The sequence below is a fragment of the Dinoroseobacter shibae DFL 12 = DSM 16493 genome (genome assembly GCF_000018145.1).
Taxonomy (GTDB): domain Bacteria; phylum Pseudomonadota; class Alphaproteobacteria; order Rhodobacterales; family Rhodobacteraceae; genus Dinoroseobacter; species Dinoroseobacter shibae.
Genome location: NC_009952.1, coordinates 3,247,362 through 3,260,046, shown reverse-complemented (window position 1 = coordinate 3,260,046; position 12,685 = coordinate 3,247,362). Strand labels below are relative to the sequence as shown.

Annotated in this window: 11 protein-coding genes; 4 read left to right on the top strand and 7 right to left on the bottom strand. The window is 69.6% G+C overall.

Annotated elements, in window-relative coordinates; genetic code table 11:
• The first annotated feature begins 22 nt into the window (after window positions 1-22).
• Both DSHI_RS15665 and moaB read left to right on the top strand, forming a co-directional pair.
• The gene (locus DSHI_RS15665) at window positions 23-820 is read left to right on the top strand and encodes a uracil-DNA glycosylase (RefSeq protein WP_012179751.1); all 798 of its coding nucleotides are present in this window, start codon (window positions 23-25) and stop codon (window positions 818-820) included.
• Window positions 817-1,359, top strand: coding sequence for a molybdenum cofactor biosynthesis protein B (gene moaB / locus DSHI_RS15660; protein WP_012179750.1), 543 nt, complete (start codon window positions 817-819; stop codon window positions 1,357-1,359). The genes DSHI_RS15665 and moaB overlap by 4 nt, the downstream gene beginning before the upstream one ends.
• A 24-nt stretch (window positions 1,360-1,383) precedes the next feature.
• Here moaB and DSHI_RS15655 read toward each other — a convergent pair whose 3' ends face one another.
• From DSHI_RS15655 to DSHI_RS15640, 4 genes are all read right to left on the bottom strand, one after another.
• Entirely contained in the window at window positions 1,384-1,992 is a 609-nt protein-coding gene (locus DSHI_RS15655; protein ID WP_012179749.1) for a hypothetical protein, read from the bottom strand.
• A gap of 12 nt (window positions 1,993-2,004) precedes the next feature.
• Complete coding sequence (locus tag DSHI_RS15650) at window positions 2,005-2,142, bottom strand: aa3-type cytochrome c oxidase subunit IV (protein WP_012179748.1); 138 nt, start codon at window positions 2,140-2,142, stop codon at window positions 2,005-2,007.
• A 90-nt stretch (window positions 2,143-2,232) separates the two neighbouring features.
• Window positions 2,233-3,282 carry an MBL fold metallo-hydrolase gene (locus tag DSHI_RS15645; protein WP_012179747.1) on the bottom strand — a complete coding sequence of 350 codons (1,050 nt, stop codon included), beginning with the start codon at window positions 3,280-3,282 and terminating at the stop codon, window positions 2,233-2,235.
• Window positions 3,282-4,997 carry an acyl-CoA dehydrogenase gene (locus DSHI_RS15640; protein WP_012179746.1) on the bottom strand — a complete coding sequence of 572 codons (1,716 nt, stop codon included), beginning with the start codon at window positions 4,995-4,997 and terminating at the stop codon, window positions 3,282-3,284. Before DSHI_RS15640 ends, DSHI_RS15645 begins: the two co-directional genes overlap by 1 nt.
• 125 nt (window positions 4,998-5,122) lie before the next feature.
• On the opposite strand from DSHI_RS15640, the gene DSHI_RS15635 reads away from it, so the two are divergent.
• Window positions 5,123-6,100: an L-threonylcarbamoyladenylate synthase gene (locus DSHI_RS15635; protein ID WP_012179745.1), complete on the top strand. Its 978-nt coding sequence runs from the start codon at window positions 5,123-5,125 to the stop codon at window positions 6,098-6,100.
• 57 nt (window positions 6,101-6,157) lie between these two features.
• On the opposite strand, the gene DSHI_RS15630 is transcribed toward DSHI_RS15635, so the two are convergent.
• Complete coding sequence (locus DSHI_RS15630) at window positions 6,158-6,736, bottom strand: YqgE/AlgH family protein (protein ID WP_012179744.1); 579 nt, start codon at window positions 6,734-6,736, stop codon at window positions 6,158-6,160.
• A 119-nt stretch (window positions 6,737-6,855) separates the two neighbouring features.
• On the opposite strand from DSHI_RS15630, the gene DSHI_RS15625 reads away from it, so the two are divergent.
• Complete coding sequence (locus DSHI_RS15625; RefSeq protein WP_012179743.1) at window positions 6,856-7,665, top strand: protein-disulfide reductase DsbD domain-containing protein; 810 nt, start codon at window positions 6,856-6,858, stop codon at window positions 7,663-7,665.
• Window positions 7,666-7,774: 109 nt separating this feature from the next.
• Here the strand turns inward: DSHI_RS15625 and DSHI_RS15620 are convergent, their stop codons facing one another.
• Window positions 7,775-11,182, bottom strand: a complete 3,408-nt coding sequence (locus DSHI_RS15620) for an efflux RND transporter permease subunit (RefSeq protein WP_012179742.1) — start codon at window positions 11,180-11,182, stop codon at window positions 7,775-7,777.
• Between the two features lies 1 nt (window position 11,183).
• Window positions 11,184-12,647: an efflux RND transporter periplasmic adaptor subunit gene (locus tag DSHI_RS15615; protein WP_012179741.1), complete on the bottom strand. Its 1,464-nt coding sequence runs from the start codon at window positions 12,645-12,647 to the stop codon at window positions 11,184-11,186.
• Window positions 12,648-12,685 lie beyond the last annotated feature (38 nt).

The window sequence follows — 12,685 nt, the reverse complement described above, 5'->3', positions numbered from 1 at the left end:
CGGGCTTGGATAGGGTCGCGCCATGGAGCAGGAGCTGGACTATCACACCTTGCGCGCGGCGCTGGAATGGCAGGTGGAACTTGGCGCCACCGAGGCCATCAGCGACGCGCCCGTGGACCGGACCGTCGCGGTGGAGCCGGAGCGCCCGAAAGCGCCCGCAGCGGCCCCCGCGGCGCCGTCCGTGGCCGCCGCCCCTGCGCCGGACGGGCCCGAGATGGCGGTCACCGCCGCGCGCGGAGCCGCCGCGCAATCGGGCAGTCTGGAGGCTTTGCGCGACGCGCTCGCCGCCTATCCCCATTGCGAGCTGCGCAAGGGCGCGCGGAACCTCGTCTTCAGCGACGGGCGGCCCGGGGCGCGGGTGATGATCCTCGGCGAAGCGCCGGGCCGCGACGAGGACCGGGAGGGGCGACCATTCGTCGGGCGGGCCGGGCAGCTTTTGGACAAGATGCTGGCCGCGATCGGCCTGGCTCGGGACGCGCCGGATCCAGGCCATGCGGTCTATATCACCAACATCCTGCCCTGGCGCCCGCCCCAGAACCGCGACCCGCGCCCCGACGAGATCGCCATGATGATGCCCTTCGTGCAGCGCCATGTGACGCTGGCGGACCCGGAGATCCTCGTTCTGATGGGCAATATCTCCTGCCAGGCGGTGCTGGGGCGCAAGGGGATCACCCGGCTGCGCGGCCAATGGACCGAGGCCATGGACCGACCGGCCCTGCCGATGTTCCACCCGGCCTTCCTGCTGCGCCAGCCGGCCCAGAAACGCGCGGCCTGGGCAGATCTGCTCGACCTTCAAGCCAGACTGAAAGGGACCGAATGAGCCGTATCGACGAGAGCAAGACCTTTCTGCCCATGCGAATCGCGGTGCTGGCGGTGTCCGACACGCGGTCTATCGAGGAGGACCGCTCGGGGCAGACGCTGGTGGACCGGATCGAGGGCGCAGGGCACCGCGTGGCCGACCGCAAGATCCTGCGCGACGAGCGCGCCGAGATCGCGGATCAGCTGCGCGCCTGGTGTGCGGACCCGGAAATCGACGTGGTGCTGACCACGGGCGGCACGGGTCTTACCGGGCGGGATGTGACGGTCGAGGCGCACCGGGATGTCTACGAGAAGGAGATAGAGGCCTTCGGGACGGTCTTCACCATGGTTTCCATGAAGAAGATCGGCACCTCGGCGGTGCAGTCGCGGGCCTGCGGCGGGGTGGCCAACGGCACCTACCTGTTTGCCCTGCCGGGCAGCACCGGCGCGTGCAAGGACGCCTGGGACGAGATCCTGCAATGGCAATTCGACTACCGCCACCGCCCCTGCAACTTCGTGGAAATCCTGCCGCGTCTGGACGAGCATCTGCGCCGGAAATAGATCCGCCCGCCTGCGCCGCGCGGGTCAGCCCGCGCCGCCCGGCACCACGCGCAGCGGGTTGGTCCGGTCGAGGTCGTCGTCGTCGAAATAGGTGGTGGTCGTCACGCCGGGCAGGGCGGCGAAGTCTTCCATGATATCCACCGGGAACCAGGTGGAGCGGATGGTCTCGAACCCCGGGTAGTCCCGCAGGATGTCGGATGTGACCCGGGCGCAGTTGGCCCAGCCCGCGGCACCGTTGGCAGCGAAGGCGGCGATCATCGCATCGGCTGTCTGCTGGGGCACCTCGACCCTTTGCTCGACCACGCGCCAGGCCTCGCGGGCATGGTAGTCGATATAGTGGGTCTCCAGCTGCGGGGTGATGCCGTAGTGCAGATCGTTGCGCTCGGGCGACCAGGGGTGCCACCAGGTGCCCGCCGGATCCCAGATCACGCGCTCCGCGCCGTCGATCAGAACGGCCGTATGGCCACCCTCGCCGGTGCTGTTGCGGATAACCGTCAACAAGGTGACCGACGCGGTCCCGCCATCCGCGTAGCGCGATTGGTTCACCTCGGCGTCACTTGCCCATTCCGACTCCGCCGCGCAGGCCGCCAACAGGGTCAACGCCCCCAGGGCGCCCGCGATACGGAACCTCATGTTGCGCCGGGATCAGCCGTTGATCATGTACAGCAGGATCAGGAAGACGATGATCGAGATCGTTGTCCACTTGGTGATGGCCAGGAACCCGTGGAAGGTCTTTTCCTGCTCGGAAATGTCCATCGAACCGTGCTTGTGCTCTTCTGCCATGGTGTCTCTCCCGTTCGCGTGTCGTCCTTCGACTAGCCGATCCGTGCGTCCGTGTCACGAGGGACGGGGCCGCACACCGCAGCGGGCGGGTCAGTCCGCGACAGCGTGCCACAGGCGCACGCCATCCGGCCGCTCGGTCCAGCGCGCCCGCCCGGTGGCGTGCAAGTGGTTGAGATGCGCCACCGCTTCGACCAGCGCGAGGCCGTAGGTGTCGCCGGTGATCGTCCGCTTGAACAGCAGGCCGAAGCAGTCGGGCGCGGTACGCGGCGCTTCGGCCAGAAACGCTTGCAGCCGGGCCAGCGCCTGGTGGTGGTTGTCGATCAGCTGGTCGAGCCGCTTGGGCAGACCGGTGAACGGCAGCTTGTGACCGGGCAGAACCAGGTGATCCTCGGTGGCGTGGGTCGCGAGACGGGTGCAACTGTCGAGCCAGCCGGACAGGGGGTCCGCCTCGGGCTCGGTGGCGTAAACCCCGATATTGGGGGAAATCGTCGATAGCAGCTGGTCGCCGCCCAGCACGAGGTTGCAATCCGCGCTCCACAGAGTTGCGTGTTCGGGCGCGTGGCCATGGCCGATCCGGACGTGCCAGCGGCGGCTCCCGGCTGTGACGGTGTCGCCCTCCCGGATGCGGGTAAAGCCGAGTGGCATGGGGGCCACGGTATCGGCGAAGTTGAACGGCCGCTCGGCCGCGCGCCTTGCAAGGATCTCGGGGTCCATCCCGGCCCGGCGCCAGAAGGTCAGGGTTTCGGGCGTGGGCCGGTCCTGGGCATCCAGTTGCAGCATCCGCGCCATGAGCCAGGCCGTGCGGGTGGTGATCAGCTCGGCCCCGTGGTCGGACTGGAACCAGCCGGCGCAGCCCATGTGGTCCGGGTGGTGGTGGGTGACGATCACCCGGCGCACGGGCTTGCCCGCCAGTGGCCCGGCCAGCAGGTCGTCCCAGAGCGCGCGGCTCTTGCGGCTGTAAAGCCCTGTGTCCACCAGCGTCCAGCTGTCCCCGTCATCCAGCGCGTAGACATTCACATGGTTCAGCACCATGGGCAGGGGCAGGCGCATCCAGAGCACGCCTTGGGCGATCTCGGTCGCGGTGCCCGTGTCCGGCGCGGTCTCGAACGGGGTCCGCAGGGGGCCGAAGGGCATGTTCATCAGGCGACGAGGTCTTCCGGGTCCAGGGCGTAGAGGTCCTTATCCCCCGCAAGGGCCTGGGCGGCAAGGGCGCCGTGTTCGGGCAGAAGCCGCCCGACGAAGAACCGCGCAAGCGCGCTGCGCGGGCCGCGGCCACCCTCGGCAATGGCGGCGGCGAGATGGGCATGCCCGCCCAGCACCCGGGCCGCGGCCATCAGGTACGGCTGTGCCCCGCCGAAGCGGGCATTGAGCCGGGTCTCGGCCACCAGCGCCTCGGTCGTCTCGCGCAGGGTCTCGCAGGCTTGCCATACCGGCTCGGCCAGTTCCGGCAGGCTCCCGCGCGCGGATTCTGCCAGCGCCTCGATCTCGTCCAGCAGGCGGGACATGGCCTCGCCCCCATCCGCGAGCTTGCGGCCCACCAGGTCCATGGCCTGGATGCCATTGGTGCCCTCGTAGATCGCGGTCACCCGCACGTCGCGCAGGTATTGCGCGGCCCCGGTTTCCTCGATCACGCCCATGCCGCCATGGACCTGCAGGCCGAGATCGGCGACCCGGATGCCGGTGTCGGTCCCGTAGGCCTTGCAGATCGGGGTCAGCAGGGCGGCGCGGGCAGCCCAGCTTTCCGCCCCGGTGGCGTGGTGCATGTCGGTGGCCACCGCGGTCGAGAGCGCGATGGCGCGGGCGGCGAAAACCTCGGCGCGCATGGTCATCACCATCCGGCGCACATCCGCATGGGCGAGGATGCTGTCTGCGTCGGCAACCGGGGTCTGGCCCTGTTTACGGTCGCGGGCATGGGCCAGTGCGTGCTGGTAGGCGGCCTCGGCCACGCCGATGCCCTGGACCCCGACGCCGAGCCGCGCGTTGTTCATCATGGTGAACATCGCGCGCATCCCGCCATGCTCCGGCCCCACGAGCCAGCCGGTCGCGCCTTCGTACTGCATCACGGCGGTGGGGCTGCCATGCAGGCCCAGCTTGTGTTCGAGACTGACCACCTTCAGCGCGTTGGCCACCCCCGGATTGCCCGCCGCGTCGGGCAGGTGCCGCGGCACGAGGAACAGGCTGATCCCCTTGGTCCCCGGCGCCCCGTCCGGCAGGCGCGCCAGCACCAGGTGGCAGACATTGCCGGTGAAGTCGTTGTCGCCCCAGCTGATATAGATCTTCTGGCCGGTGATCGCGTAGGTCCCGTCGCCCTTGGGCACCGCCTTCGTGGTCAGTGCGCCCACATCCGAACCCGCCTGCGGTTCGGTCAGGTTCATGGTGCCCACCCAGTCGCCGGAGGTCAGCCGGGGCAGGTAAAGCGCCTTGAGTGCATCGGAGGCATGGGCCTCCAGTGCCTCGATCTGGCCCTGGGTCATCATCGGCGCGATCTGCAGCGAAAGGCAGGCCGAGGACATCATCTCGTTCATGCAAGTGGCCAGTGCCATGGGCAGGCCCATCCCGCCATAGGCCGGGTCAGCCGACATCCCCACCCAGCCGCCAGCAGCAATCGCGCGGTAACCTTCGGCAAAGCCCGGCGAGGTCCGCACCACCCCATTCTCCAGGCGCGCAGGGTGCAGATCGCCCGCGCGCTGCAACGGGGCAAGCTCCCCCTCGCAGAGCTTGGCGGCCTCGGTCAGGATCGCCTCGGTCACGTCCGGCGTGGTCTCGGCGAAACGGTCGGTCGCCTGCACCGCGTCGAAGCCCACCACGTGGTCGAGCAGGAAGCGCAGATCGTTCAGCGGTGCGGTATACGGCATGGTCTCTCCCGAATGGGCAGGGTGTGCGGGCTTGGCAGGGGCGCGGCAGCGGTTTATGCGCTGGTCCCCGAACGGCAGCTTATGGAGCAGGGCCATGACCCTCAAACGGAACGCGACGTCACGGCATGGCTGAAACCGCAAGGACCGAGCGCCTGGGCGCGGATGGGGCGGGCCTTGCACGGGCCGCGGCGCTGTTGCGCGCGGGGAGGCTCGTGGCGTTTCCGACCGAGACGGTCTACGGGCTCGGCGGCGATGCGCGCTCCGACCGGGCGGTGGCGGGTATCTTCGCGGCCAAGGGGCGGCCCAGTTTCAACCCGTTGATCGTCCATGTGCCCGACCTCGCGGCGGCCGGCCGGTTGGTGGACCTGCCTCCGGCGGGATTGGCTCTGGCAGAGGCCTTCTGGCCCGGGGCGCTCACCCTCGTGGCGCCCATGCGCGCGGAGGCAGGGATTTCCCCGCTGGTGACCGCGGGGCTGGAGACGCTGGCCGTAAGGGTGCCCGCGCATTCCGCCGCCCAGGCGCTGCTGCGCGGCTTCGACGGGCCGGTGGCCGCGCCCTCGGCCAATCCTTCCGGCGGGGTCAGTCCAACCACCGCGGCCCATGTTCTGGACGGGCTCGACGGAAAAATCGCGGCGGTGCTCGATGGGGGCGCCTGCCCGGTGGGGTTGGAGTCGACCATCGTCAGCCTGGCGGGGGAGACCCCGATGCTCCTGCGGCCCGGCGGCGTGACCGCGGAGGCATTGGCGCAGGTTCTGGGCGCACCGATTGCCGAGGGGGCCGGGTCCGCGACCCAGCCCACAGCGCCGGGGCAGCTGGCCTCGCATTACGCGCCCGACGCGCCTGTGCGGCTAAACGCAACCGCGCGCCAGGATGGAGAGGTCTGGCTCGGCTTCGGCCCGGACTGCCCGGGCGACATGAGCCTCTCGGAGAGCGGCGAGCTGGCCGAGGCGGCGGCGCGGCTCTTCGCGGCCCTGCGGGCGATGGATGCCCTGGCCGAAGGGCGCCGGATCGCCGTGGCCCCGGTGCCCCAAACCGGGCTCGGTGCGGCGATCAATGACAGGCTCCGCCGAGCGGCGGCCCCGAGGGCGGAAGGCGAGGACTGAGGCCCCAAACCGGGCCGGCGCGGCAGGTGCGCATTCCGGGCCGATCTGGCCCGTCCCTCAGGCCCGCCCGCCCGTGGCCGACAGCATCAGCGGATCGATCCCCAGCGTGCCGAGCGCCATCTGCCATTTCTGCTCCGCCGCGGCCTCGAACACCAGTTCAGGGGCGGCATCGCAGGTCAGCCAGCCATTGCGCTGCAACTCGTTCTCCAGCTGTCCCGGTCCCCAGCCTGCGTAGCCGAGCGCGAGGAAGCAGCGACGCGGCCCGGTGCCTTGGGACAGATCCTCCAGCACATCAAGCGTTGCCGTCATGCCGAACCGGTCGTCGACCTGCAGGGTGGAGCTGTTGCCGGTATAGTCCCCGGTATGCAGCACGAAGCCCCGCCCGCCCTCGACCGGGCCGCCGTAATGGACCAGCACCTCCGGCGCCTCGGCGGGTGGCGGCGAGATCTGCAACTGTTCCAGCAGATCGCTGAACTTCAATTCCGGCGTGGGCTTGTTGATGATCAGGCCCATGGCGCCGTCATCGGAATGGGCACAGATATAGACGACCGAGTGCTCGAATCGCGGATCTCCCATGCCCGGCATGGCGATGAGGAGCTTTCCACGGAGCCCGTCCTGAGGATGCTGCGCTTGCATAGGGCGAAAATGGGATGGGGCTTTACGGGTTACAATAGGCGGTTTGTCTCACCACACGAAGGCACGCTATCGCCTTTTCGTGATTTCCGTTCCCGGGGCGGGGGGCTAGGATCGCTCGGATGATGAAAGACTGGTTGTTGATTGCCCCGACCCTTTGCGCGCTGGCTTTTGCCGGCCTCCTGCCGCAGCGCGGGGTCGCGCAGGAATTCACGGGGGCGAACCTGGTGCAGGTGGACGTGCTCCCGGGCTGGCGGGAGGCCGATGGCAGCCATTTCGCCGGGATCCGCATCCGGATGCAGCCGGGCTGGAAAACCTATTGGCGCACGCCCGGCGATGGGGGCATCCCGCCGCTCTTCGATCTGGCGGCGTCGGGTAACCTCGCCGGGTTCACGCCGCGCCTGCCCGCGCCGGTAGTATTCGACGTCGATGGGCTGCGGTCGATCGGTTACGTGGACGAGGTGGTCTTTCCGCTCCAGTTGCAAACCGTGCAGGGCGACGCGCCGATCCAGCTCGACGGGGCGCTGCATTTCGGTGTCTGCGAAGAGGTCTGCGTGCCGGTGGAGGTCCGACTGAAGGCGGAGTTGACGGCGCCGGGCCAAAGCAGCGCGATGATCGCGGCGGCACTGGCCCAGGAGCCGAAGCTGCATGCGGGCGCGATCAGCTGTGTCTTTACGCCCACCGAGGACGGGCTGCGTCTGCGGGCGGCGATCGCCGAGCCTGCGCGGCCTGGCGAGGTGGCCGTGATCGAGTTGGCGGACCCGACCCTCTGGGTGTCCCACGCGGAGACCCATCGCGAGGGCGGCCAGTTGATTGCGGATGTAAAGATCTATGCCGCCCATGACGGGCCTGTCCCCATCGACCGCAGCGGGGTGCGGATGACGGTCCTTGCCGAGGGAACGGCTTACGAGCGGCGCGGTTGCGGCGGGTAGCCGGGCCGCGGTGGTGCCGGTGTCTCCGAGAGGTGTTGCGCCGACCTTCGGTCGTCGCCGGGGGCCGGACCTGCGGTCCGGCCTGCCAGCGGCGCGGTTGTTTTGAGGCTCAAGCGGTTGGACGCGTCTCGCCCCTCAGACGGGCGCGACCCCGCAAGCCCAGGATCAGCGCGCTGAGCAACCAGGTTGCAAGCGCGATGGCACAGACCCCGCCCAGGAAGGCGACGAAGGTGGCCATGGGCGCCGAGAGGCCCGCGGGCAGCATGTCCGCCAGCGGGGCAGGCAGAGCTCCGGTGACGGCGGACACCCCGAAGGTGGCTGCGGCCCAGCCGGCGCAGAGGGCCGTGGCCAGGATGGCCGCGCGCCCGGCGCCCCCGGCGCGCAGCGGCGCGCCGAGCGCCCGGCGCAGGGCGGCCAGTTGCCGGCCGATATCCTGCTGCATCGCCATGAAGGCGGGCACGAGGATCAGCACCAGCACCATCCCGAACCCCAATCCGTAGACCAGCGTGATCACCGTGGGCTTGAGGAACTGCGCCTGCTGCGAGCCTTCGTAGAGCAGCGGCGTGAGGCCGAGCACCGTGGTCAGGGTGGTCAGCAACACGGGCCGCAGCCGGTCCACCGTCCCGTCGATGATGGCGGGGACGAGGCCCCGCTCCTTGCCGTATTCGTCGATCGTGCTCACCAGCACGATGGAATCGTTGATGATGATCCCCGCCATGCCGATCAGGCCCACCACCGAGAACATCGACAGCGGCACGTCCCAGACGTAATGCCCCCAGATCGCCCCGATCAACCCGAACGGGATCACCACCATCACCACAGCGGGCCGCGTCCAGCTGGAGAAGATCCAGGCCAGGCACAGGTAGATCCCCACGAGGCAGAGCAGGAAGCCGATGGTGGCGTCGGTCAGGAAGGCGCGCTCCTGCTCCGCGAGGCCGGTCTGAACGTAGTTGACGCCGAATTCTTCCTGGATGCGGGGCAGGTGCTCTTCGATCAGCAGGGTGTTGATCTCGGCGGCCCGGACCGGGTCGTCCTCCGAGATGTCGCCGGTCACCGAGACCACCCGAAGCCCGTTCTCGCGCTGGATGCGGGAGAACCCCTCCTGGCTGCGGACCGAGACGATATCGGCCAGGGGCACATAGGCGCCCGAGGGGGTGCGCAGCAGCATCCGGTCGAGGAAATCCGGGCCGATCTCGGCGGCGGGCAGTTCCACCCGGATTGCGCCGGTGCGGGTGCCCACGGGATAGGTCGCCGCCTCGATCCCGTTGAGCCGCGCGCGCAACTCGCGCCCCAGCGCGTCGATGTCGAAGCCCAGCTGGCTGCCCGTGGGGGTCAGATCGAGGATCAGCTCTTGCTTGTCATAGGCCAGGCTGTCCTCCAGCGCCGAGACCTCCGGGTAGATCGCGAGCCGGGTCTTGAGCGCCTCGGCGGCGGCCTTGAGCGTTTCTGTATCCGCGCCGTAGAACTCCACCGAGAGCGCATCGCCGCCCGGACCGGAACGCCAGCCGCGGAAGCTCAGGGTCTCCAGCATCGGGTGGCGCGGGACGGCGTCCTGCAGGTCCGCAAGGAAGGTGAAGGACGAATAGGGGCGCAGGTCGGCGTCGATCAGGTCGATGGCGATGGAGCCCAGCTGATCGGTATCCTTGCTGTCGGCGCCGGCAAGGCCGCGCCCGGTGGTGCCGCCCACCTCGGTCAGCACGAAGGCCAGCGGATTGAGCCCATGCTCGGCCTCGTAGCGGGCGGCAACCTCGTCCGTGCCTTGCTGGATCAGGCGCATGGCCTCGAACGTGTCTTCGCGGGTCGCGCCGGGCAGCATGGCGAAATTGCCGGTGATCGAGCCGCGCTCGGGCGCGTTGAAGAAGCGCCATGTCACGTCGCCCCGCACGAACAGCGCCGCCTGCGCCAGGAGCAGCACGATGGCCCCGGCAAAGACCGGGTAGCGCGCAGCGATGCAGAAGGCGATCAGGCGGCGGAACAGCACCCGTTTCACCCAGTCAAGGCCCCGGTTCACCTGGCGCGAGGGCCAGTCGTACCAGTGTTCCCTGGCGGAATGGGCCAGCGCATGGGCCATGTGGTTCGGCAGGATCAGGAAACACTCCACCAGGCTGGCCAGCAGCACCGCGATCACCGTGAAGGGAATCGCATAGATCAGGTTGCCGAAACTCCCGCCGATGGCCGTCAGACCGAAGAACGCGATGACCGTGGTGATCGTGGCCGTGAAGACCGGGGGCGCCATGCGGATGGCGGCATTGGCGGCGGCGGTCGGGCCGTCCTCGCCCATGTACCGCGCGCGGTAATCGGCATGCTCGCCCACGACGATGGCGTCATCGACCACGATCCCCAAGGTGATGATCAGCGCAAAGAGCGACACCATGTTCAGGGTGAGCCCGCCGAGATACATCAGCGACATCGCCGCCATCATCGCAACCGGGATGCCGGCGGCAACCCAGAAGGCGGTGCGCGCGTTCAGAAACAGGAACAGCAGACCCACAACAAGTGCGAGGCCCAGCAGCCCGTTATCCACCAGGATGTTCAGGCGGCTGGAAATTTGCTCCGCCCGGGTGCGGATCAGCTCGATCCGGACCCCTGCGGGCAGGTCCCGTTCCAGCGCTTCGGCGACCTCGGCCACCTGGGCCTGGATGGCGATCGCGTCGCCCTCCTCGGAGCGGTCGACGCGGACCGAGATGGCCGGATTCGCGCCGACGAAATAGGCCCGGTCCCGGTCCACGCCGCCGACGAAGATCGTCGCCACATCGCCCACGGTCAGCACGTTGCCGTCCGCATCCGTGCGCAGGGGCAGGGCGGCGAGGTCCTCGGCGCTGCGGGTCTCGGTGCCGGTGCGCACCCGGGCGCTGCCCCCGGCGATGTCGCCGGAAGGGGCGCTGTCCACCGCGCCCGCGATCACGTCGGCGATCTCGCGCAGGGTCAGGTCGTGGCGGATCAGGTCGAGCGTGGCGACCTCCACCAGGGTCTCGGGGGCGGCGATGCCGCGGATCGTGGTGCGGGTCACCCCGGCCTCGAAAAGGCGGGCGACGAATTCGTCTGAGAACCGCGCCAACTGGTCCACACCCACGGGGCCGTGCACCACCACGTCGGTGATCCGGTCGCGCCAGTTGTTGCGCCGGATCACCGGCTCCTCGGCGTCTTCGGGCAGGTCGGTGATCGCATCCATGGCGGCGCGCACATCGTCGGTGGCGCGGCTCATGTCCCAGCCGGGCTCGAACTCCACCGAAATCCTTGCGCTACCTTCGCGGGCGGTGGCGTCGCTTTCGGTCACGCCCTCGACCGCCTGCAGGGCAGGCTCCAGCAGGGACACGATGGCGCGGTCCACATCCTCGGCCCCGGCGCCGTCCCAGCTGACCTGCACGGTGATGTCGTCGACCACCACGTCCGGAAAGAACTGGGTCCGCATCTGGGGGATCACTGCGAAGCCGATGGCCAGCAGCATCAGCAGCAGCAGGTTCGCCGCCGTCCGGTGCCGGGTGAAATAGGTGAGAATTCCGCCCAGAGCGCCCATGTCAGCTGCCCATCCGGCTCTCAAGCCGCGCGACCACGGCGGCCGGCACCTGGTCCTCGGCCAGTTGCGCCACCAGCCGGGCCTTGGCCTCTGCGGGCATCCGGTCATTGCCCTCCACGAAGGCGATCAGGCGCGCGCGGCGGTCCGGGTCGAGGGTGAGCATCTCGGTACTGGCGGCGGTCACCGCCCCCTCCGGCGTGGCCCGGATCGGACGGACCTTGATCCCAGCGCCCAGGACCGGCGCGCGCTCGGTCACCACTTCGCGGCCCGCATGGCCGCCGACGCGCACGATCATCTCGTCGCCCTGACGGCGCAGGATCTCCACCCGGCCGACCTCCAGCCGGTCCTCCGCGCCCAGCAGCAAAACGCTGCCATCGGGGGCCACGGCGGTCGCGGGCAGCACCACCGCGTCCTCCACCGGCGGCTCCGGGGCGGTGACGGTCACGAAATCGCCGGGGCGGAAGGCGGGCGCGTCGTCCAGACGGGCGAAGAGCAGCCGGCCGGTCTGCCCCTCGCCGACCCGTGCCGCGGCGCGGTTGAGCTGCGCCGTGGCGCGGATCGCCTCCCCCAGCACCTCGAGCGTGACCTCCACCTCGGTGTCCCGCAACCGCCCGCTGTCGTCCAACAGGCGCAGGTACTGGGTGGCGGAGGTGCGGAAGGCCACTTCCAGCGCCGTGGGGTCGATCAGATCGGCCAGTTTCTCGTTCGCCGCCACGCGCCCGCCGATCACGGCGGCAGTGCCGCTGAGCGTGCCGTCGAAGGCCGCCGTCAGGGTGGTATCCTCCAGGTCGCGGGCGGCCTCGGCCACCTCGATCTCGCGCCGGGCGATCTGGGTCCGGGCCTGGTCGATCCGGGCCTCCACCGCGGCCAGTGCCGTGCGGCGCGACAGCAGTGATTGCAGGGCGGCGGCCTCGGCCAGTTCGGCCCCCTCCACATTGGCTTCGGTCCCGACGCCGCGGGCCAGAAGGTCGCGTTGCCGCGCCAGCGCCCGCCGCTGCAGGTCCAGCTGCGCCTGTGCCGCGGCGACGTCATCGGTCGCCAGCACCAAAGAGCGTTCCGCATCCGCCAGCGTCGCGCGCGCCTCGGCCAGGTCGTTGCGCGCCTTCTGCAAGGCGGTTTCCGCATCCGCCGGGTCGATCTGGGCCAGAACCTCGCCCGCCGCCACGCGCCCGCCCTCTTCGAACGAGGGGTGCAGGGCGGTGATCACGCCGGCGCTGGAGGCGCGCAGCTCCAAGGTGCGGCGGCTGCGGATTTCTCCGAAAACAGTCAGGACCGGGGTGACGACCTCCGGCTCCAGGGTCATCACGCTTGCGGCATAGACCCGCTCGCGGGCCGTGCTGCTCGCCGGGGCATCGGCATTGCGCGCGGTGATCGCATCGGACAGGATCAGCCCGCCCAGCCCCAGAAGCCCCAATGTCAGGGACAGAAGCACAAGGCCCACAAGGCTGCGGGTCAGGAATCGCATGGCTAGGGGTCTCCGGGCTATGAGCGGACCTGCTCTGT

Coding starts and splice junctions, on each gene's coding strand:
- DSHI_RS15665 (WP_012179751.1), top strand. CDS start 23: ATGGAGCAGGAGCTGGACTATCACACCTTGCGCGCGGCGCTGGAATGG.
- moaB (WP_012179750.1), top strand. CDS start 817: ATGAGCCGTATCGACGAGAGCAAGACCTTTCTGCCCATGCGAATCGCG.
- DSHI_RS15655 (WP_012179749.1), bottom strand. CDS start 1,992: ATGAGGTTCCGTATCGCGGGCGCCCTGGGGGCGTTGACCCTGTTGGCG.
- DSHI_RS15650 (WP_012179748.1), bottom strand. CDS start 2,142: ATGGCAGAAGAGCACAAGCACGGTTCGATGGACATTTCCGAGCAGGAA.
- DSHI_RS15645 (WP_012179747.1), bottom strand. CDS start 3,282: ATGAACATGCCCTTCGGCCCCCTGCGGACCCCGTTCGAGACCGCGCCG.
- DSHI_RS15640 (WP_012179746.1), bottom strand. CDS start 4,997: ATGCCGTATACCGCACCGCTGAACGATCTGCGCTTCCTGCTCGACCAC.
- DSHI_RS15635 (WP_012179745.1), top strand. CDS start 5,123: ATGGCTGAAACCGCAAGGACCGAGCGCCTGGGCGCGGATGGGGCGGGC.
- DSHI_RS15630 (WP_012179744.1), bottom strand. CDS start 6,736: ATGCAAGCGCAGCATCCTCAGGACGGGCTCCGTGGAAAGCTCCTCATC.
- DSHI_RS15625 (WP_012179743.1), top strand. CDS start 6,856: ATGATGAAAGACTGGTTGTTGATTGCCCCGACCCTTTGCGCGCTGGCT.
- DSHI_RS15620 (WP_012179742.1), bottom strand. CDS start 11,182: ATGGGCGCTCTGGGCGGAATTCTCACCTATTTCACCCGGCACCGGACG.
- DSHI_RS15615 (WP_012179741.1), bottom strand. CDS start 12,647: ATGCGATTCCTGACCCGCAGCCTTGTGGGCCTTGTGCTTCTGTCCCTG.